Here is an 18738-nt window from a genome sequence, read left to right on the forward strand (position 1 = left end):
CGGTGCACGATGCGGCCTGCCGTGGATGCCGCGACGGCCCCACGATGGGCGTCGTCGAGGAGGTTGGTTCGGCTGCGAGCGGTCACCTGAAGGTGGGCGATCGGGTCGTGGTGCCGTTCAACATCTCCTGCGGTCACTGCTGGATGTGTGAGCGTGAGCTGTTCGCGCAGTGCGAGACGACGCAGGTGCGCGCTGAGGGCAAGGGCGCGAGCCTGTTCGGCTGCACCTCGCTCTACGGTTCGGTGCCCGGCGGCCAGGCCGAGTATCTGCGTGTGCCGCAGGCCCAGTTCGGGCCGATCGTCGTCCCGGACGGCACGCCCGAAGAGCGTTCCTGTTCCTGTCCGACATCCTGCCGACCGCGTGGCAGGCCGTGCGCTACGCCGACGTGCCACCCGGCGGCACCGTGGCGGTGCTCGGCTCGGCCCGGTCGGGCAGTTCGCCGTGCGGATCGCCAGGCACCTCGGTGCCGGCCGCGTGATCGGCGTGGACCGGGCGCCCGAACGCCTCGCGCTGGCCGAACGGCACGGCGCCGAACCTGTCGATCTTGCCGACTTCGGCGGCTCCGACGAGGTGGCCGCCGCGCTGACCGAGATGGTGGACGGCCGCGGCCCGGACGCCACCATCGACGCCGCCGGCATGGAGGCCCACGGCGGAGGGCTCGTGGCCACGGCGCAGAAGGCTGCCGGACTGCTGCCCGACGCGCTGGCGCAGAAGGTGGTCGACAAGCTGGCCGTCGACCGGTTGGACGCCCTGCACGCCGCGCTCAAGGGTGTGCGGCGCGGTGGCACGGTGTCGGTCTCCGGTGTCTACGGCGGAGAACTGGACGCGATGCCCATGATGGAGATGTTCGACCGCGGCATCCAGCTGCGGATGGGCCAGGCCCACGTGCGCCGCTGGACCGACGACATCCTGCCGCTCGTGCTCGACCCGGCCGACCGCTCGGCACCCTGGACCTGACCACGCACCGCCTCCCGCTCGCCGAGGCCGCGCGGGGCTACGAGATGTTCCGCGCCAAGAGCGACGGCTGCATCAAGGTCGTGCTGAGCCCATGACCGGCAAGGTGGTGCTCGTGGTGGGTGCCAGCAGCGGGATCGGCCTGGCCGCCGCGACGGCGTTCGCCTCTCGCGAGGACGCCGTGGTCCTGGTCTCCCGCAGCGGCGAGGCCCTCGACGCCGCGGAGAAGACCTGCCGCGCGGTCGGAGCCGCCGCGGTGGACGTCATCGTCGACGACATCAGCGACCCCGGTGGCGCCGGCCGGATCGTCGCGAAGACCCTGGAACTGCACGGCCGCATCGACGTCGTGGTGCACAGCGCGACGGTGATGGGCTACAGCACCGTGGAGACGATGCCCGCGGAGGTGTTCACCGCGGTCGTCGACACCGCGATCCACGGCACGCTCCACCTCGCCCAGGCCGTGCTGCCGGTGCTGCGCCGCCAGCACACCGGCGTGTTCGTCGGGGTCAACTCGCTGCTCGGATCGATCACCGTCCCGCACATGGGTGCCTACGCCACGGCCAAGTGGGGACAGCGCGCCGTACTGCGGACCATGCAACAGGAAACCCGTGACGAACCAGGGGTGCACGTGTGCATCGTGGGTCCTGGCAGCATCAACACGCCGGTGTACGACCAGGCCGCCAACCACACCGGCCGCGCGACCCGGCCACCGGTCTTGAGCCCGACCGGGTCGCCGCCGCGATCGTCCGCCTGGCCGACCGGCCGCGACGGCACGTCTCGGTGCCGGTCGGCCCCACCAACCCATTCATCATCACGGCGTTCCGTTTGCTGCCGGGGCTTTGTGACCGACTCGTCGGGCCCCTGTTCCGGCTCCCGGCGCTGACGAAGAAGACGATCCCGTCTACCCCGGGCAACGTCTTCCGGCCGTTCCCCGCGCGAGAACAAGCGTATGGACGGTGGCCCGTCAAGCGGTGACGGCGATCAGCGGCACTCCGTCCGGCAGCGCGGTGGTGGTACCTGGAGACAGACGAAGGGTGTTCAAATCCGGTCCGTGCAGACCGGCCTGAACACCCTTCTCACCGCACATCTACGTCAAGATCGACGACCACGTGGCCGAGATCGACGGGCGGCTCCTGCCCACGCGCGTCATTTCAGCGTGTAGGCCTGGATGATCGTCTGCTCGACCGACCCGTGCGCGTCGCTGACCTTCGCCTTGAACGACACCGATGTCGCGTTCTTCGGGTGTGGCAGCGTGAGCAGCCACCTCTGCCCCGACTTGAAGACGACGGTCCGCTGCCAGGTCTTGCCCTCGTCGTAGGAGACCTGGACCTGCGGCGTGCGGACGTCGGTGACGTCGGCGTTGGCACCGTTGCGCTGCACGGTCACCGGGATCGTGAGCACGCTGCCCGCCCGTGCCCGGTTGTGGTCGTCGAGCGACGGCTTGAACCGGACCGCGAGCAACGGCAGGACCTTCACCCGGTCGCCCGCGACGGACTCGGACGTGAACGTCCAGTCCGCCGTCACCTTCGACGACAGCGGGGCGCGGGTGGCCTCGGTGTGCAGCTGGTAGGTGCTCTTCGCCGCGGGCACCGGGGTGGACAGCCGGCCCGGCTCCGAGGACTCGGCGACGACCTGGCCGTTCGCGGTCAGCCTGGTGCCACCGGTGCTGCGGCCGAAGTCGAACGTCGTGTGCTCGCCGGTGCCGTCGGCGAACACCTGCGCGTTCACGAACAGCAGGTCACGCACCCGTCCGGCCCACGCCCCCTCCCGCTCCGCCGGCACTGCGGGGAAAGCCGGACCGAACACGGCGGTGTTCCACTGCTCGGTGCTCTTGGCGCCACGCCGGAACGTCTTCGGGCTCGCGTCGTCGACGAAGTTCGGCGGCGCGCTCGGGTCGACCTGCTCGGTCATCCACCGGCTCCACGCCACGCCGGGCGTGTAGAACTCGGTCAGCTTGAACGGCAGCGGGCCGTCGACGCCGCCGTTGCGGCTGCCGGTCGAGCCGGGGATGCGGGCCTTCAGCGTGGCGTCGACCTCGGCCATGTCCCGTTCGCGGTCGCTGTGCCTGATCGCGGCGGGCAGCCGGTCCTCGCCCGCGGCCTGCGAGTGGAACTGGTACGGGCTGCCGGAGAAGCCGCCGTCGGCGTTCTTCCTGGCGAACACGCTGCTCGCGGACCACTCGAAGCCCGCGTCCGACGTGGCGGACGGGTGGACGTAGAAGTCCTTCCAATCGGGCATGCTCCACCCGCTGCCGTACCCGAACCCCGGGGCGCTCATCCGCACGATCAGCGACGCGTTCGCCAGCGAGGCCTCCTGGCGGTCGACGGTGATCGACGGTTCGGCCGCGGTGCGGGCGTCGAAGGTGACGGTCTTTTCGCCCGTGACCTCGATGGACGGTTCGTACGCCGCGGTGAGCTTGCGGCGTGCGTCCGGGTCGGTGGTGACCGTTTCGAAGGACGTGCTCACCAAGTAGCGGCCTTTGGGCACGCGGAGCTTCGCCGTGCCGGTCGGGGCACTGCCTTGCAGGACGGTGCCGCCGTCGAAGCCGAGCAGCAGGTAGCTCCTCGCGTCAGCTGGTTTGCCGTCGTGGCCGACGTAGTTGAACGTGAGGTCGTAGCTCTCCGGCTCCTTGTGCACACCGATCGGCACGCGGGTGCCGTCGGAGGCGATGACCGCGGCGCCGTAGCCGCCGACCGGGCCCGCCACGCGGGGGTCGGCGGTGACCGAGGCCTCGGCGGTGCCGCCTGCCGGCACGGTCAGCTTCGCCGGCGACACGCTGAACAGGCCGGTCGCCGCCGGCTTCTGCTCGGCGACGGTCAGGTCGAGCGTGAGCGGCTCGGTGCCGGTGTTGCGGTAGGTGATCTTCTTGGTGATCGGCTGGCTGTTGTCGTGCGGCCAGCGAACCGTGCCGAAGCTGAGGCTGGCCGGGGTGGCGACCGGGCTCGTGGTGACCGCGCGGGCCACGTCGACACGTCCGGCGCCCTGGTCGAAGACGCTGGAGTCGGCGTGGGCCTTGGCGCTGTGCATCAGCGCGGTCTTGATCTCCAGCGGGGACCAGGCGGGGTTCTTCGCCGCGAGGACCGCCGCGGCGCCCGCGACGTGCGGTGCCGCCATCGACGTGCCGGACAGGGCCACGTGGTCCGGTCCGACCGGGGTGCCGATGACACCGTTGCGGGCCTTCGCCGCGACGATGTCCACGCCGGGCGCGGTGATGTCCGGCTTGATGGCGCCGTCACCGTGGCGCGGGCCTCGGCTGGAGAAATTCGCCAGCCGGTCGTCGCGCTCGACCGCGCCGACGGTCAGCGCGGCGTCAGCGGCCGCGGGGGAGGCGACCGGGCCGCCGGAGTTGCCCGCCGAGATCACGAACAACGCGCCGTGCTCGGCGGTGAGCCGGTTGACGGCCTGCGACATGAGGTCGGTGCCGTCGCTGGGGCTGCTGCTACCGAGGCTCATGTTGACGACCTCGGCCCTGGTGGCGGCCCATTCCATGCCCGCGATGACGCCGGACTCGCTGCCGCTGCCACCGTCGTCGAGCACCTTGCCGTTGACGAGCTTGGCGTCCGGCGCGATGCCCTTGTACGTGCCGTCACCGGTGATCGTCGAAGCGACGTGGGTGCCGTGGCCGTACTTGTCGTCGGTGGTGGCGGCCGGGGTGAAGTTCTTCTCCTCCACCACGGCACCCTGCAGGTCGGGGTGCGTGGTGTCGATGCCGGTGTCGAGCACGGCGACCGTGGTGCCGGAACCGGTGAATCCCTGCTGCCACGCCTGCGGTGCGCCGATCTGCGCGGCGCTGCGGTCGAGCGTGGCGGTGATCCTGCCGTCGAGCCACACCTTGGCCGCGCCGGCCGTCCGCGCCGCCGACCAGAACCCGCCCTTCTTGTCGGCGGTGACGGCGTGGGCGTTGATGCTGGGCAACGACTTCGCGTCCGCCGAGCGCAACCCCGCGCCGCCTTGGACGATCAGCGGGATGGTGTCGCGGCTCGCGTCGTCGTAGCCGGACCGCGTGAGCAGCGAGACGTCGAAGAGCCGCTGGTCGAGCGTGCCCGCCGAGATCTGCGGCTGGACGTCGAACGGCACGACGTGCAGGTTGCCCCGCCCGTCGGTGTGGTGGTGGAAGCGGACGCCCTCACGGCCTTTCGCGGCGTGCGTCCGCACCTGCCCGTTCGCCACGTGCACGAGGTCACCCGTGATCAGCGTGACCGTTGTCGTCAGACCGCCCGCGCTGACCGGCTGCGGTGCGGTGGTTTCCCCCGAGGCCGCGGGCGCTGCCGCCGTGGTGACACCCACGGCGGCCACGAGCCCGGCGGCGAGAATCGATTTCTTCAACGCGAACTCCCCTTGGTTCTGCGTCACAGGGACGATGTTGCCCTCAGTGACAGAGTGGCCGCAGGGAGTGGTTTGGTTGCGTCACTTCAGGTCATCTGCCCGAATGATGGTTCGGACCACCGATCCGGCCTCGTCGCTCCCGGCGCGGTTGCCGCACCACACCGGCGGCGCAGTGTGCCGCAGAACGGCGACCGCGGCTCCCCTCTGTCACGCTTCACACGGCGGCGGGCCGGGCTACAACTGGCGCTCGGGCTGGCCAGGCTCTGTGTGCAACTCATCGTGGAGGATTGCGGTCATGGCTCATCCGGACGAGTTGGCGGCGCTGGACCTGTACCCGGTCTGGACGATGGCGCGGGATCTGGAGGAGACGTTCGACCCGTTCTCCTTCGAGCAGCGGATGGCCGCTTACCGGATGATGATCGACAACACCGGCGGGGACGGCCGGTTCGGCACCGACAACCGGTACAACCCGTTGTGGGGTCTGATGTTCCAGCACCAGTGGCAGTTCCGCACCGACCGGCTCGGTGCCGGCTCCCGCCGAGACGGGCGGATCGACCCCGACTCGCCGTGGGGCTACGGCAACTACACGCTCAGCGTCATCCCCTGGCTGGGCGCCGTGGCCGCCGGGGTGGTGCCGGCCCTGCCGGTCGCCGGCCCACCGGGCCACTCCCGGTTCCGGTACGTGACGGACGGGGTCGTCCCGCACGAGCTCGCCCCGGCGGTGACGGACTGGCGCGCCTACTTCTGCCTGGTGAGCGGGAGTGACCTCACCGACCTCGAGCCGGCGCGGCTGGCCCTCTGGAAGGCGCACAAGACGTGCCTGGACGTGGTCGTCGACGTGCTCGCCGACGTCGACACCGACCCCTGGCCAGACCTGGAGGTCACCTTCCTGCGCGGCTGGTGCCGGATGGTCGACTACCTGTGGGCGGCTGCCTGGCCCACCGACTTCACCTTCATGACCGCCCACGGCCTCGACGTGCTGCCCGAATCGCTGCTCGCCACACCCGAGGACCTGGACGCACTGCCGCCCAAAGCGCGAGGCAACGTCGCGAACATCCTTCGCCTCGCGACCACCCCGACATGGCGCTACAACCTCAACCTGCGGCTGTGGAAGCGGGTCATGCGCACCCGTGAAGCCCGTGACAGGGTGCTGCCCCTGCTCGACGCGGTGTTCAACCCCAGGCCGGACAACGCGGCCGAGCGCCGCGCGCTGCTCGGCTACCTGCTACGAGGCTGACCGGCCACTGCTGCTCGGCACTGTCCCACGGGGGCGGCGGCACCCGTGGGACAGTCAGGAGCCCGCGGTCAGCTCCCGGTCAGCGACACCGCCAGGTCCGTGATCGGGATCGGGAACCGGCCGATGCTCGTCACCGCGCCGGTCAGCAGGTTGACGCCGTACAGCGACGAACTGCCATCAGAAGCGACGAGGGTGGCGAACCCGGTGCTCGCCGTCGCCTTTCCACCGGACAACGTGCTGTAGATGTCGAAGCCGGCGTTGGCGCCGGCGTCGACGGTGAGCTTGCCGGTGGCGGTCAGCAGGCCGTTGTTGGCCGGTGACTGGACGAGCACCTCGTCGGTCAGGGTGCCGATGTCGAACAACGTGGTCGCGGTGTCCGGGTTGAGGTCGTTGTTGGTGTACGCGGCGGCCGTGACGCCCCTGGCCGGACCGAGTGCCGGCGGGGTGCTGAGGAAGGCGTCCTCGGTGGTGGTGTGGTCGCCGAGGTTGTGCCGCAGGTTCTGGCCGGTGTCGCCGGTGATCCGCAGGCGGTCGACCGCCGGGTTGAAGTCGACGCCGAAGTTCGTGCCGTACAACGGGACGGTCAGCTGCGAGACCTTCGTGACGACCACGTCCGCCACCTGCGGCGGGGTCTTCACGGTGTAGACACCGCCCTGGTTGCCCACCAGGTACAGCAGGCCGTTCTGCACGCGGTGGTCCAGGCCGATGACCGCCGTGTCGCCGGACAGGCCCTGGATCTCGCGGAACCAGTCCAGCACGCCCGGCCGGTCGGTCGTGAAGGTCGCCATGATCTTGCCGTCGGCCGTGATGCCGAACGCGCGCAGGCCGGACGGCTGGGCCGTGCTGCTCGCGCCGCCGCCGATCACAGCGGTCGCCACCGCCGCCGCCACGACCGCCGCCGCCATGCCTCTCCTGAACAGCCTGGACCGCATCTGATGCCTCCCCTGCCCGAGAACCCTTGCGGCACAACCTATTGATCAGCACTGGACGTCGACTGGACGGCAGGAGCCGAGCCCGTCCCTCCGCAGCGGGACGGGCTCGGGGTGAGCAGGCCTCAGCTGCCGGTCAGCGAGATGGCGATGTCGGTGATCGCCAGTGGGAACTGACCGGTGCTCGTGGCCGCTCCGGTGAGGAGGTTGACGGAGTACAGGGTCGAGGTGCCCGACGGGCCGACGAGCGTCGCGAAGCCCGCCGAGGAGACGGCCTTGCCGTTGTTGAGCGTGGTGTAGATGTCGAAGCCCGCGTTGGGGGCGGCGTCCACGCCGAGCCTGCCGGTCGGTGCCAGCGTCCCGTTGTTCGCGGGCGACTGGACCAGCACCTGGTCGGTGGAGGTGCCGACGTCGAACAGCGTGGTGGCCGTGTCCGGGTTGAGGTCGTTGTTCGTGTACGCGGCGGCCGTGACGCCGAGCGTCGCACCCGGTGCGGGCGGAGTGGTCAGCATCGTGTCCGCGACGGTGGTGTGCGTGTTCAGGTCGTGCCGCAGGTTCTGGCCGCCGTCGCCGGTGATCCGCAGGCGGTCGGCGGCCGGGTTGAAGTCGACCCCGAAGTCGGTGCCGTGCAGGGCGACGGTCAGCTGCGAGACCTTCTTGAGGGTCAACGGGTTCATCGTGACCCGGTAGATGCCGCCCCTGTTGCCGACCAGGTACGTCAGCCCGTCCTGCACCCGCTGGTCGAGGCCGATCGCGGCGGTGTCGCCGGAGAAGCCCTGGATCACCCGCACCCAGTCCAGCACCTGCGGCCGGTCCGTGGTGAACGTCGCCATCAGCGTGCCGTCGGCCGAGATGCCGTACGCCCGCAGGCCCGACGGCTGCGCGACACCACTTCCCTCACTGCCGGCGACCACGGCCGCGACCACCGACACCACCACCGCGGTCGCGGCGGCGACCCTTGTCGGACGTGCTCTCATGATTCGGTCCTCCCCTGGTTGAAACCGTTGCGGCACAAGCTATTTGCCCGGACTGGACGTCCATTGGACGTAGGTTGGACTACGCATGACGGCACCTTGCGGGCACCCCGGTGCAGGAACACGATGGGGGCACTTGGTTTCGAGGGGGGACTCGATGAACATCAAGAAGAGCGCGGGGTTCGCGGCGGTGCTCGCCGTGGGACTGTCGCTGACGACGACCGGGACGGCCACCGCCGACGAGCTGGAGTGTCCGACGCAGCCGTTCACGTCCGTGGCGGTGGAGCTCTCCGATGGCGGCCGGTGGAGCTACCGCTACCACGTGACGTGGTGCGTGGTGGAGGGAGAGATCACCGATCTCGCGCACCATGTCACGAACGCGGCGGATGGTGAGACGTGTGTGTGGGACACCAACGCGGAGGAGGGGAAGACGCGGGACGCCGACCACCCCGGCGCTTGGAACGGGTTCAACATGGGGCAGTTCGCCTGCAAGACGCCTGACGGGCAGGACGGCAGCGTGAACCCGTGGGGCATCATCACGGTGTGGCCCAACGGTGACAGCGCGGTCAAGCGCAAGGGTGTCGACTAGGTCATCGTCAACCGGTCCGCTCCAGAACGGCGAGTGCCCGCGCCTCGGCGTCGCGCTGGCCGGTCTCGCGGTGCACGTCCAGCGCACGACGGGCGAGCTCGGCGGCCTCGTCGTGGTGCCCGGACGCGAGCAGGACCTCGGCGAGCACGGTCATCGCCTGTCCGTGCAGCGCACCGTATCCGGCGCGGTCGGCGAGCGCGATCGCGTGCCTGGCCTGGCCTGCGTCGGCGGTGACGGCGGCCAGGCCGAGGAGGATCTCGGCCTCCGGGTAGCGGTCGCCGAGGTTGCGGACGAGGTTGAGCGCCTGGCGGTAGCAGGTGATCGCGTCCGTGCGGTGGCCGAGCCGTAGTGCTCGGCCGCCTGCGTCAGCCTGCCCAGCTCCCAGTGGACGAGGCCGAGGTTGCCGAGCGCGACCGCCTCCCCGGCGGGCTGGCCGATGCTCCTGCTCACGGCCAGGCAGCGGCGGAACCGGGTCGCGGCCGCCTCCAGCCGTCCCGACTGCCAGTAGAGCCGCCAGGTTGCGAGCGGCCTGACGCCCAGCCGCTGCCGCGGCGACCTGTGCGTGGGTGTAGTGCCGGACCGCCTCCCGGTAGCGGCCCTGGCGGTAGTGCAGGTCGGCGAGACTCAGCCGCTGCCTTCGCGGCTCGCCTCCTCGGCGGCCAGACCGGCCTGCGGTCGCCAGCCAGTCGACCCGGCGTGCACATCCAGAAGTAGCCCCGCAGCGCGTCGGAGAGCAGCCACGCCATGGACGGGCGGTGCTCGCGGCGCGACCGCGGCGACGAGGTTGCGTTCGGCGTCGAGCCAGCCCGACGCCTCGGCCGGTCCGGTGACTCCGGCCGGTGTCCTGGCGGTCAGCTCGGGTGTCGGCAACCTCAGCATGTGCGGGTAGAGCTGCCGTGCGGCACCGTCCACCGCGTTCAGGTACCAGTCGTACAACCGGCGCAGGGCGGACTCCCGTTCGGCCGCGGTGTCCTCCTCCATCGTGCGCTCGGCCGCGTACCGGCGCAGCAGGTCGTGGAAGCTGTGCCGGCCGGGCGCGTGCAGCTCGACGAGGTGGGCGCCGGCGAGCCGGTCCAGCAACCGCGTGGCCTGCCCGGGGTCGGTGCCGGCCAGCGCCGCCACGGCCTCGGTGCCCGCGTCGGTGCCGGGAACGAGGCTCAGCAGCCGGAAGAGCCGGCGCGCCTGCTCCGGCAGCGCGGCGTAGGAGAGGTCGAACGCCGCCCGCACCGCCGTCTGCTCGTCCCCCGGCACGGCGAGCGCCCACAGCACGTTGCCCTCGCGCAGCTCGTCGACGTAGTCGTCGATCCCGTATCCGGGACGGTCGGCGAGGTTCGCGGCGGCGATCCTCAACGCCAGCGGGAGGTACGCGCACAGCTTCGCGAACTCCGCGGCCGCCACGGGTTCGGCGCGGATCCGCTCGGCCCCGAGCACCCGCGCGAGCAGCTCCAGCGCGTCGTCCGGGCTCAGCACGTCGAGCTTCACGGCGCGGGCACCGTCCATCGCGACCAGTCCGGTCATCCGGTCGCGGCCGGTCACCACCACCAGGCACCGCGGTCCCCCCGGCAGCAGCGGCCGGACCTGGTCCGGGCTGACCGCGTTGTCCAGCAGGACGAGCACGCTGCGGTCCGTCGTCAACGTCCGGTACATCGCCGACGCCGCCCCCACGTCGAGCGGCACCCGTTCGGCGGGCACGTCCAACGCGGACAGGAACTGGGCGAGCACCTCGATCGGCGGGGCCGCACCTCCCCCGGTGTGCCCGCGCAGGTTCGCGTAGAGCTGCCCGTCGGGGAACCGGTCGCGGACCCGGTGCGCCCAGTGCACGGCCAGCGCCGTCTTGCCGACCCCCGCGCTGCCGGAGATCGCGGCGATCGCCATCCCGCCGTCCGGCAGCAGTGCATCCAAAGTGGACAGCTGGGCGGTGCGTCCGGTGAACCCGGAGGCAGGCGCGGGCAGCTGCCGCGGCACCCCGAGCACCCTGCGCACCGGCACCGGCGGGCTGACATCGTTGTCGTCCTCCCGCAACAGAATCGCGTGCGCGGCCCGCAGCTCCGGTCCGGGATCGACGCCGAGCTCCTCCACCAGCCTCGCGCGCACCTTGTGGTAGACCTCGAACGCCCTGGCCCGGTGCCCGGCGGCGTGGTAGGCGCGGATCAGCCTCGCCTGCGCGGGTTCGTCCAGCGGCTGGTCGGCGGCGGCCTCGGCGATGTCGGGCAGCACGTCCGCCGCCGCCCCGATCGCGATCATGGCATCCCCGTGCCGGGCAAGCACTTCCCGGTGCTTCGCGGCCAGCGCCACGACCTTCGGGTGCGCCGCGAGCACCGGCAGGTCGGCGAGCGGCCTGCCCCGCCACAACCCCAGCGCCTCCCCCAACCCGGCCGCCACCCGTTCCGGGTCGTCCTCGCGGTCGTTCACCCCCGCGACGAGCCGGCGGAACGTGAGCAGGTCGATCTCGACGACCTCCGGGTTCAGCGCGTAGCCGCCACCGGCGAACGGCAGGACATCGCTGCTGGACCGGGACGTGCGGCCGGGTTCCAGCAGCCGCCTCAGGTGTTTGACGTGGGTCTGCAGCACGTTCACGGCACTGCGCGGCGGCCGCTCCCCCCACAGGGCGTCGACCAGTTCGGCGGTCGCCACCGACTCGCCCTCGGCCAGCACGAGCAACCCCAGCACGGCTCGCCGGGCGGGTGGGCCGAGCTGGATCTCCACCCGGTCGTGCCACGCCCGCGTCGGACCCAGCACCTGGATCCGCACAGACCTCGTTGCCACTGTCCCGAACGTAATTGCCCGGCAAACACCTCACAAGCAGATGCCCGACATTGGGTCCGCTCAGGCTACCGGCCGCAACCGAAAGGAGTGGACCGACGAGTGGAGCCGGCCGCCGAAGCCGGCTTCCCATCATGTACGACGTCACGGACTGGCTGAACGACGTTGACCCGCGGTCCTGTTGGGAGAGTTCGGCAGCTAGTGCGGTGACCACAATCTTCACCGTGTTTCCCGACGCTCAGCAGGGCACCTCGCGGACCGGCCCCACGACGCACCCGTCTGACCGCCGGGAAACGCGGCAAAGGTTCGTGGTCACCGCACTAGTAGTGTGTCGCTGCTTAGTTTTGATGTATGTGACTGGGAGGCTGTTGGGTCATGGCCTCCCAGTTGAAACGGCCGGTCACATTGTCGGCGAGGGATCGTGAAGAGCTGATCCGGTGGACCACGACAGGTGTGCATCCGGCGTCGTCGATCATGCGGGCGCGGGTGCTGCTCGCGCTGGACACCTCAGTGGGCGAGGTGGACCCGAAAGAGGTGATCGCGGCCCGGCTCGGGGTGTCGGGCGAGACGCTGCGGCTGGTCGCCAGGCGGTTCGCCGAGACCGGCGATGATGTGCTGGCCACGATCTCGCGCAAGAAGCGTGCTCTTCCGCCGGTGCCGTCGTCGGTGACCGGGGAGGTCGAGGCCCGGCTGATCGCGCTGACGTGCTCGGCACCGCCGGCGGGGCATGCGCGGTGGTCGTTGCGGCTGCTGGAGAAACACGTCGAGCTCACCGAGGACATCCCGAACCTGGACCACTCGACCATCGGCCGGGTGTTGAAAAAACGGAACTGCGTCCTCATCTGAGGAAGTGCTGGACCATCCCGCCGCGGGCGAACGCGGAGTTCGCCGCCCGCATGGAAGACGTCCTCGCCGTCTACGCCCGCCCGTACGATCCCGCCCGCCCGGTCGTGTGCATGGACGAGAAACCCTTCCAGCTCCTCGGCGAGGTCCGCGACCCGCTGCCCGCCCGGCCAGGCCGCGATGCCCGCCAGGACAGTGAATACATCCGGTGCGGCACCTGCTCGATCTTCGTGTGGACCGAACCCCTGCGCGGATGGCGCCGCGTGCACGCCCTCGCCCGGCGCACCAAGCTCGACTGGGCCGGGCAAGTGAAACAACTCCTGACAGTGGACTATCCCGACGCCGAGACCGTGGTGCTGGTCATGGACAACCTCAACACCCACACCATCGCCTCCCTCTACGAGGCCTTCGACCCCGGCGAGGCCTTCGCCCTGGCCCAGCGCCTGGAGATCCACCACACCCCCAAACACGGATCCTGGCTCAACATCGCCGAGATCGAACTGTCCGCACTCTCACGGCAATGCCTCGACCGCCGCATCAGCGACCTCGACACCCTCAACACCGAACTCACCGCATGGCAACACACCACCAACGCCAACCAGCGCGGAGTCCACTGGCAGTTCACCACCGACAACGCACGCACCCGACTCCGCCACCTCTACCCCAAGAGTTAGAAGCGACGGTCTATTAGCGGGCTTGAAGGTCTTCAAACAACTCCTGACCGTCGACTACCCCGACGCCGGGACCGTGGTGCTGGTCATGGACAACCTCAATACCCACACCATCGCCTCCCTCTACGAGGCCTTCGACCCCGGCGAGGCCTTCGCCCTGGCCCAGCGCCTGGAGATCCACCACACCCCCAAACACGGATCCTGGCTCAACATCGCCGAGATCGAACTGTCCGCACTCAGCCGCCAGTGCCTCGACCGCCGCATCAGCGACCTCGACACCCTCAACACCGAACTCGCCGCCTGGCAACACGCCACCAACGCCAACCAGCGCGGCGTCGACTGGCAGTTCACCACCGACAACGCACGCACCCGACTCCGCCACCTCTACCCCAAGAGTTAGAAGCGACGGTCTATTAGCGGGCTTGAAGGTCTGCGCGTGAGAGGAAGAACGCCGGAGGCGTCCAGGTCGGACGTCTAGGCCCGGCGCAGGCGGCGGCGGGCCAGTTCGACGAACGCCTCCGTCGACGGGTGCGCCGGCGGTGACGGCCAGGCGAGGTGGACGGTGACCGGGTCGGCGTCGGTCAGCGGCAGGTAGGTGACGCCGGCGTGCGGGAGGTGGTGGATCGTGCCGGCCGCCGTGACGCCGACCGCCGTTCCGGTGGCGATCGACGTCAGCCACTCCTCCACGCCTGGTACGTCCACCGTGCGCGGGCGGGCGCCGCAGGGCCAGAGGTCCGCGGTGGTGGTCGCGGCCGTCTCGCAGACGGCCACCGTCTCCGCCACCAGGTCGCTCAACGCGACCTCGGTGCGGCCGGCGAGCGGGTGGTCGTCCGCGACCGCGGCGACACGGGGTTCCTCGACCAGGCCTGCCCGAGGTCCGTCGTGGGCCGGTGCGCAGCACGGCCACGTCGCCTCGCCGCGCCGCAGTGCCGCCTCCGGGTCGTCGGTGCGGCGGATGCGCACGAGCACGTCCGGGTGCCGGGCCCGCCACTCGCGCAGGAACGGGATGGTGAAGCGGCCGAGCGCCGCCCAGGCGAACGTCAGCCGCAGCGGCTGGGGCTGGGCGGCCTCGGCGAGTGCGGAGTCGAGCTGGGTGAGGATGCGGTGGCTGTGCTCCCACAGCCGGTGCCCGCTGGCGGTCAGCGCGACCTGGCGGGTGGTCCGTTCGACGAGTCGCACGCCGAGCCGGCGTTCCAGCTGGTCGAGGGTGCGGGACAGGGCGGGCTGGGTGACGTGCAACGACCGGGCCGCCGCGGTGATCGACCGGTGGTCGCCGATCGCGGCGAGCGCACGCAGGTGCCGCAGCTCGACATTCATGACTGCCGATCATAAGTGCTGCACGATCGGCATTTCTCCGGCGCCGGGAACCCACCTAGCGTCGAGGGCATGAGGATTCTGCTCGTTGGAGCGACCGGCCTGCTGGGCACCGCGGTGCACCGGGAGCTCACCGAACGCAAGCACGACGTCGTCACCGTGGCCCGCACCGGCGGCGACCTGCGGTACGACGTCACCGACCCGGTCCAGGTGGCCGACCTGTACGCGGCGGTCGGCCAGGTCGACGCGGTCGCCTCGGCCGCCGGCGCGGTGCCGTTCAAGCCGCTGGCCGACCTGACCGCCGCCGACTACCAGGCCGCGGTGACCGGCAAGGTGCTGTCCCAGGTCTCACTGGTGCGCGAAGGACTCCGGCACGTGTCGGCGCAGGGGTCCTTCACGCTGATCACCGGTGTGCTCTCGCGCGAACCCGTCGTCACCGGCGCGGCCGCCTCGCTGGCCAACGGCGCGGTCGAGTCGTTCGTGCGCGCCGCCGCCATCGAGATCGCACCGCAGCGGATCAACGCGGTCAGCCCGACCGTGTTCACCGAGGCGCTCGACCACTACGGCGACTACTTCCCCGGCATGAAGCCGGTGCCGCTGGCCGACGTGGCGCAGGCGTACGTGCGGTCGATCGAGGGGCGCCAGACCGGGCAGGTCTACGTCCCCTGACCGGAACGACCGGCGGAACCGGGGCCGTGGACGTGCGTGCGCATGCCCTGCGGGTCGAACAGGATCAGCAGCTCGACCGCACGCCCGTCCGCGCTGCCCAGCCAGTGCGGCTGGGAGGTGTCGAACTCGGCGGCCTCACCGGGCGGCAACGTCAGGTCGAGGTCGTCGAGGACCAGCCGCAACTGTCCGTTGAGGACGTACAGCCACTCGAACCCGTCGTGCGTCTGCGGAGTCGGCTCGGTCAGGCCGCTGGGGATGAGCATCTTGAACGACTGCACGCCACCCGGCCGCCGGGACAGCGGGATGAACGTCATGCCGTACCGGTGGATCGGCGTCAGGTGGATGCGCGGGTCACCGGTGCGCGGCGCCCCGACGAGGTCGTCCAGCGGCACGTTGTAGGTGCGCGCCAACGGGAGCAACAGCTCCAGCGTGGCCTTGCGCTGCCCGCTTTCGAGCCGCGACAGGGTGCTCTCCGAGATGCCGGTCGTCGTCGACAGCTCGGCCAGGGTGATGCCGCGGTGTTTGCGCAGCGCCCGGAGTCGCGGTCCCACGGCGTCGAGCACTTCGTCGGTGTCCACGGGTCCGCATCCTGCCAGGGCGGCGAGGTCTCCGGCGGTACCGGCCGTCAGCCGAACGGACCGCCGTCCTCGAACGCGTACCGGGCGAACCGTTCCCCGATCAGCCGGTGCGCGGCCGTGTCCGGGTGCAGCGCGTCCGGTAGCGGCAACGCCACCGCGTCCTCGACGCCGTACAACCGCAACCCGTCCAGGTAGTGCAGGTTCGCGTCGTCCCGGCCCTCCACAACGGACTCCAGCGCCTCCCGGACGACCTTCAGCGTCAACCGGCCCGGCTCCGGCGTCCCGGTCGCGATGAACGCACGCCGGCCCGCGGCCAGCTCGTCGAGGTCGAGCGCACCCGGCCCCGGCGTGTCCTCGTGGATGCCGCAGAAGATCGGCGACACCAGCACCAGCGGCGTCTCCGGGTGGCCGTCGCGGATCGTGTCGAGGAAGCCGTGCACCGCGGGCACGAACGCTCGCAGCCGCATCGCGTCGAAGTTCACGACGTTGATGCCGAGCTTCACGCTGATCAGGTCGGCGGGCCGGTCGCGCATCACCCGAGCGGTGAACGGGTCGACCACCGCGCTGCCGCCGAGACCGAGGTTGTGCAGCTCGACGCCGCCGAGCCGGGCCGCCACGGCGGGCCAGATCGCGGTCGGGGTGGCCGCGTTCGACCCGTGGCTGATCGAGCTGCCGTGGTGCAGCCAGATCCGCCGGCCGGGTTCGACCGGCCACAGCGGGGCGTCCGCGCGCAACGCGACCAGGTCGACCATCTCGTTGTGCGGCAACCAGATCTCGACGACCTTGGTGCCCTCGGCGAGGTTCCACCGCTCGGTCTGCGCCTCACCGGGCAGGAGAACGGCCTCGCCGGTGCGCAGGTCGACCTCCTTCACGTCACCGCCGACGAGCACGGAGCTCGCCACGACCTCCCCGTCCACGACGAGGTCGACGCTGCCGCGTGGCCGGTTCAGGCCGGCGTAGGCGGTGCAGGTCGGGTGCAGGACCAGCTCGACCGTGCGCGCCTCGGTCTCCATCAGCAGCCGCACGCCGGACGGGTGGCTCTCCACCGACAGCAGCTGCGGGTCCGGGTACCGGTCGCGCACCCACGCGGGCAGGCGGTGCGGGCGCACGCCGCGCGCGGTCTCCTCGAGTTCGGCGGCGCCGCGCACGAACCTCGCGACGGGTTCAGAGCGGAGCGACACGATCCCCCCAGGGTTGGGCCTGTTCGAGCTGGGCGGCGAGCTTGATCAGCAGTGACTCGCCGGCCAGCGGTGCCACGAACTGCACGCCGAGCGGCAGCCCGTCGGCGGTCCAGTGCAGCGGCACGGAGATCGCCGGGCGGCCGGTGAGGTTCGCGAGCTGGGTGTAAGGGACCCAGCCGAGGTTGTCGCGGATCATGTCGTCGACGATCCGGGTGCCGCGCAGGAACCGCGCGGTGCGGGTCTTGAGCAGCACGTCGGTGGCGCGCTGCAGGTTGACCGGCAGCTCGAACGCGCCGATCTTCGGCGGCGGGGTGGCCAGCGACGGTGTGAGCAGCAGGTCGTAGGACTCGAAGAACGTCGACAGCCGGCGGGTGTGCTCGTGCCGGCGCTGCACCGCGTCCACGTAGTCGACGCTGCTGGTCGCCCGGCCCAGCGCGGCCATCAGCAGCGTGTCGCGTTCGAACGCGATGTCCGGCGCCCCGGTCTGCCGCTGGGCGTCGCCGACCTTCCAGGCGAGGTTCACGAACCACGTCAGCAGGAAGTCGTGGGCCAGCGCGGCGTCGTCGAACGGCGCCTCCGGCAGCTCCTCCACCTCGTGGCCGAGCGAGGTCAGCACCTTGATCGCGCCGTCCACGGCCGCGCGCGCCTCGGGGTGCGGGTCCGGGTTGATCGCCGACGGCACCCGCACGCCGATCCGCAACGTCCCGGGTTCTTCGTTGACGCACGACGCGTAGGAGGCGCCGGGCATGGCGGGCGAGTACGGCCCGTACGGTTCACCGCCGCAGATCACGTCGAGCATCGCCGCCGTGTCGCGGACCGTGCGCGACACGACGCCCTGCACCGCCGCACCGTGCATCATCTCGGCGGTGCCCGGCCCGAACGGCGTGAGCCCACGACCGGGTTTCAGGCCGACGAGTCCGCAGCAGGCGGCGGGGATCCGGGTGGAGCCGCCACCGTCGTTCGCCCCGGCGCACGGCACGATCCCGGCCGCGACCGCCGCCGCCGACCCGCCCGACGAGCCGCCGGGCGTGTGGTCGAGGTTCCACGGGTTGCGCGCGGGTCCCCAGACCTCCGACTCGCTGATCGCCTTGGCGCCGAACTCCGGCAGGTTCGTCTTGCCGAAGATCACCAGACCGGCGTCGAGCCAGCGTCGCACGACCGTCGAGTGCTCGGCGACCGGGAACGACCGCAGCGACCGCGACCCGTTCGAGGTCGGCAGGCCCGCGTAGTCCTGGCCGAGGTCCTTGATCAGGAACGGCACCCCGGCGAACGGGCCGGTGAGGTCGTCCGAGGGCGTCGCGGGGACGTCCCTGACGATCGCGTTGAGCCGCGGGTTCACCGCGGCGGCGCGTTCCCTCGCCACGGTCAGCAGCTCGGCGGCCGACACCTGCCCGGAGGCGACCAGCTGCGCCAGCCCGGTGGCGTCGTGTTCGCGGTACTCGTCGAAGTCCACGCGATCAAGGTAACCGCTCGGCGACGCCGAGGCCGGTGTCACGCACGAGCACGGGGTCCTCCGGCGGGATCACGTCGTTGTGCCGAGCGGCGCAACGGCACGAGCTGCTACCGTGGGTGTCGTAGAGATCAACCTCCTCGAAGGAGCTCGACGTGCTGGTGGGTGAAGACGACATCTCCGGGTGAGCCCGGGATGTGACAGGCCATCGATGCCCGATGGCCGCTTCGTCGTCCCCTTTTCCACCCGCGCGGGTGGCC

General features: G+C 71.0%; 16 protein-coding genes and 3 pseudogenes. 9 read left to right on the top strand and 10 right to left on the bottom strand.

Annotated elements, in window-relative coordinates:
- Nucleotides 1-44: 44 nt before the first annotated feature.
- Together BBK82_RS38150 and BBK82_RS38155 are read left to right on the top strand one after the other, a co-directional pair.
- Nucleotides 45-1052, top strand: a pseudogene (locus tag BBK82_RS38150) (zinc-binding dehydrogenase); the annotation flags it as partial.
- The gene (locus BBK82_RS38155; RefSeq protein ID WP_218920469.1) at nt 1049-1837 is read left to right on the top strand and encodes an SDR family NAD(P)-dependent oxidoreductase; all 789 of its coding nucleotides are present in this window, start codon (nt 1049-1051) and stop codon (nt 1835-1837) included. The pseudogene BBK82_RS38150 and the gene BBK82_RS38155, both read left to right, overlap by 4 nt.
- Before the next feature lie 263 nt (nt 1838-2100).
- Here the strand turns inward: BBK82_RS38155 and BBK82_RS38160 are convergent, their stop codons facing one another.
- Nucleotides 2101-5307, bottom strand: coding sequence for a S8 family serine peptidase (locus tag BBK82_RS38160; RefSeq protein ID WP_154697757.1), 3207 nt, complete (start codon nt 5305-5307; stop codon nt 2101-2103).
- A gap of 268 nt (nt 5308-5575) precedes the next feature.
- Between BBK82_RS38160 and BBK82_RS38165 the strand changes: the two genes are divergently transcribed.
- The gene (locus tag BBK82_RS38165; protein ID WP_065919284.1) at nt 5576-6517 is read left to right on the top strand and encodes a Leg1-related protein; all 942 of its coding nucleotides are present in this window, start codon (nt 5576-5578) and stop codon (nt 6515-6517) included.
- A 68-nt stretch (nt 6518-6585) separates the two neighbouring features.
- Here the strand turns inward: BBK82_RS38165 and BBK82_RS38170 are convergent, their stop codons facing one another.
- On the bottom strand, nt 6586-7449 hold the full coding sequence (locus tag BBK82_RS38170) for a DUF4394 domain-containing protein (protein ID WP_065919285.1): 864 nt from the start codon (nt 7447-7449) through the stop codon (nt 6586-6588).
- 122 nt (nt 7450-7571) lie between these two features.
- Nucleotides 7572-8423: a DUF4394 domain-containing protein gene (locus BBK82_RS38175; protein ID WP_065919286.1), complete on the bottom strand. Its 852-nt coding sequence runs from the start codon at nt 8421-8423 to the stop codon at nt 7572-7574.
- A gap of 154 nt (nt 8424-8577) precedes the next feature.
- Here BBK82_RS38175 and BBK82_RS38180 point away from each other — a divergent pair, with 154 nt between their 5' ends.
- Nucleotides 8578-9009 carry a hypothetical protein gene (locus BBK82_RS38180; RefSeq protein WP_065919287.1) on the top strand — a complete coding sequence of 144 codons (432 nt, stop codon included), beginning with the start codon at nt 8578-8580 and terminating at the stop codon, nt 9007-9009.
- A 7-nt stretch (nt 9010-9016) separates the two neighbouring features.
- Here the strand turns inward: BBK82_RS38180 and BBK82_RS55085 are convergent, their stop codons facing one another.
- Nucleotides 9017-9163 (bottom strand): hypothetical protein, encoded by a 147-nt coding sequence (locus BBK82_RS55085; RefSeq protein WP_237047798.1) that lies wholly within the window; start codon nt 9161-9163, stop codon nt 9017-9019.
- A gap of 9 nt (nt 9164-9172) precedes the next feature.
- On the opposite strand from BBK82_RS55085, the gene BBK82_RS55090 reads away from it, so the two are divergent.
- Nucleotides 9173-9358: a hypothetical protein gene (locus BBK82_RS55090; protein WP_065919288.1), complete on the top strand. Its 186-nt coding sequence runs from the start codon at nt 9173-9175 to the stop codon at nt 9356-9358.
- Between the two features lie 32 nt (nt 9359-9390).
- Here BBK82_RS55090 and BBK82_RS55095 read toward each other — a convergent pair.
- Nucleotides 9391-9459 (bottom strand): annotated as a pseudogene (locus BBK82_RS55095) (hypothetical protein); the annotation flags it as partial.
- Between the two features lie 174 nt (nt 9460-9633).
- Nucleotides 9634-11775 carry an AfsR/SARP family transcriptional regulator gene (locus tag BBK82_RS38190; RefSeq protein ID WP_237047799.1) on the bottom strand — a complete coding sequence of 714 codons (2142 nt, stop codon included), beginning with the start codon at nt 11773-11775 and terminating at the stop codon, nt 9634-9636.
- A 372-nt stretch (nt 11776-12147) separates the two neighbouring features.
- On the opposite strand from BBK82_RS38190, the gene BBK82_RS53235 reads away from it, so the two are divergent.
- From BBK82_RS53235 to BBK82_RS38205, 3 genes and pseudogenes are all read left to right on the top strand, one after another.
- Entirely contained in the window at nt 12148-12618 is a 471-nt protein-coding gene (locus BBK82_RS53235; protein WP_218920400.1) for a helix-turn-helix domain-containing protein, read from the top strand.
- Nucleotides 12507-13289 carry an IS630 family transposase gene (locus tag BBK82_RS53240; RefSeq protein ID WP_237048473.1) on the top strand — a complete coding sequence of 261 codons (783 nt, stop codon included), beginning with the start codon at nt 12507-12509 and terminating at the stop codon, nt 13287-13289. The genes BBK82_RS53235 and BBK82_RS53240 overlap by 112 nt, the downstream gene beginning before the upstream one ends.
- Nucleotides 13290-13362: 73 nt before the next feature.
- Nucleotides 13363-13686, top strand: a pseudogene (locus BBK82_RS38205) (transposase); the annotation flags it as partial.
- A gap of 74 nt (nt 13687-13760) precedes the next feature.
- On the opposite strand, the gene BBK82_RS38210 reads toward BBK82_RS38205, so the two are convergent.
- Nucleotides 13761-14603, bottom strand: coding sequence for a LysR family transcriptional regulator (locus BBK82_RS38210; protein ID WP_065919291.1), 843 nt, complete (start codon nt 14601-14603; stop codon nt 13761-13763).
- Between the two features lie 69 nt (nt 14604-14672).
- On the opposite strand from BBK82_RS38210, the gene BBK82_RS38215 reads away from it, so the two are divergent.
- The gene (locus tag BBK82_RS38215; RefSeq protein WP_065919292.1) at nt 14673-15269 is read left to right on the top strand and encodes a short chain dehydrogenase; all 597 of its coding nucleotides are present in this window, start codon (nt 14673-14675) and stop codon (nt 15267-15269) included.
- Here the strand turns inward: BBK82_RS38215 and BBK82_RS38220 are convergent.
- Genes BBK82_RS38220 through BBK82_RS38230 form a run of 3 tightly spaced genes read right to left on the bottom strand, consistent with a single transcriptional unit; the run spans nt 15257 to nt 18481 of the window.
- A complete protein-coding gene (locus BBK82_RS38220) occupies nt 15257-15847 on the bottom strand; it encodes a helix-turn-helix domain-containing protein (protein WP_065919293.1) in 591 nt (196 codons plus the stop codon). The two genes, BBK82_RS38215 and BBK82_RS38220, sit on opposite strands and share 13 nt — an antisense overlap.
- A gap of 47 nt (nt 15848-15894) precedes the next feature.
- Entirely contained in the window at nt 15895-17028 is a 1134-nt protein-coding gene (locus BBK82_RS38225; protein WP_237047800.1) for a GDSL-type esterase/lipase family protein, read from the bottom strand.
- On the bottom strand, nt 17012-18481 hold the full coding sequence (locus tag BBK82_RS38230) for an amidase (RefSeq protein ID WP_065919295.1): 1470 nt from the start codon (nt 18479-18481) through the stop codon (nt 17012-17014). The genes BBK82_RS38225 and BBK82_RS38230 overlap by 17 nt, the downstream gene beginning before the upstream one ends.
- Nucleotides 18482-18738 lie beyond the last annotated feature (257 nt).

It is taken from the genome of Lentzea guizhouensis (genome assembly GCF_001701025.1).
Taxonomy (GTDB): domain Bacteria; phylum Actinomycetota; class Actinomycetes; order Mycobacteriales; family Pseudonocardiaceae; genus Lentzea; species Lentzea guizhouensis.